At 72.0% G+C, this 1,006-nt stretch carries 2 protein-coding genes; both read left to right on the top strand.

Annotated features, from left to right (window positions below; translation table 11 throughout):
* The coding region (locus tag ABZ371_RS32915; RefSeq protein ID WP_358686661.1) for a tyrosinase family oxidase copper chaperone at positions 1-167 on the top strand (167 nt) is incomplete at its 5' end.
* An 18-nt stretch (positions 168-185) separates the two neighbouring features.
* Positions 186-1,006 (top strand): tyrosinase family protein (locus tag ABZ371_RS32910; RefSeq protein WP_358686659.1); only part of this gene is annotated, 821 nt, incomplete at its 3' end.

Here is a 1,006-nt window from a genome sequence, read left to right as displayed (position 1 = left end):
TCCGGATCGACGGCCGGCCGCTCCACGTCATGCGGCGTGCGGACGGCAGTTTCCTCAGCACGGTCAACCACTACGAGTCGTTCCCGACGCTGCTGGCGACCGCCCGGGCCGCGGTCGACGAGATCGGCGCCGCCCAGTTGTCCCCCGCCTCCCCGCACACCATCTGACCCGAAGGACGAGCACGGGTGTACAGCCGAAAGAACCAGCGTGACCTCACACGCACGGAGAAGAAGCGCCTCGTCGGCGCGATCCTGGAACTCAAGCGCTCCGGCCGTTACGACGACTTCGTCACCATGCACCGGCGGTACTACGTGACCGACGCCGAAAACCGGCCCCGGCCCGCCCACATGACCCCGTCCTTCTTCCCCTGGCACCGCAGGTACCTGCTGGAGTTCGAGAAGGCCCTGCGGGCCGTGGACCCCCGGGTGTCGGTGCCGTACTGGGACTGGACGCGGGACAACACCCCCGGCGCCTCCCTCTGGAAGGAGGACTTCCTCGGCGGGAACGGCCGCCCGGGGGACAGGCAGGTGATGACCGGGCCCTTCGCCTACCGGGAGGGGAACTGGCGGATCAGCGGGGGCGTCACCGACGACCACTTCCTGCGACGGGACTTCGGCCGGCCGGCCGCACCCCTCACCCTGCCGGGCAGGGCGGACGTGGACCGCGCGCTGCGGGACCCGGTCTACGACGCCGCCCCGTGGAACAGCGTCAGCACCACCGGCTTCCGGAACAGGATGGAGGGCTGGGCCATCCGGGGGACGCGCGGGATCGCCAACCACAACCGGGTGCACCGCTGGATCGGCGGGTCGATGGCGGGCGCCGCCTCGCCCGACGACCCGGTCTTCTGGCTGCACCACGCGTACATGGACCTGCTCTGGGCGCGCTGGCAGAAGGCCCACCCGCGATCCCGCTACCTGCCGGCACGGGCGCCGGGCGCGGACGACCCCCAGCGGGGCCGCGTCTTCGCACGCGACGAGCCGATGCCGCCCTGGGCCGTTCGGCTTCC

It is taken from the genome of Streptomyces sp. NPDC005899 (genome assembly GCF_040629645.1).
Classification (GTDB): Bacteria; Actinomycetota; Actinomycetes; order Streptomycetales; family Streptomycetaceae; genus Streptomyces.
Note: the sequence above shows the minus strand (reverse complement) of the source record. Positions and strands in the feature narration are given on the sequence as shown.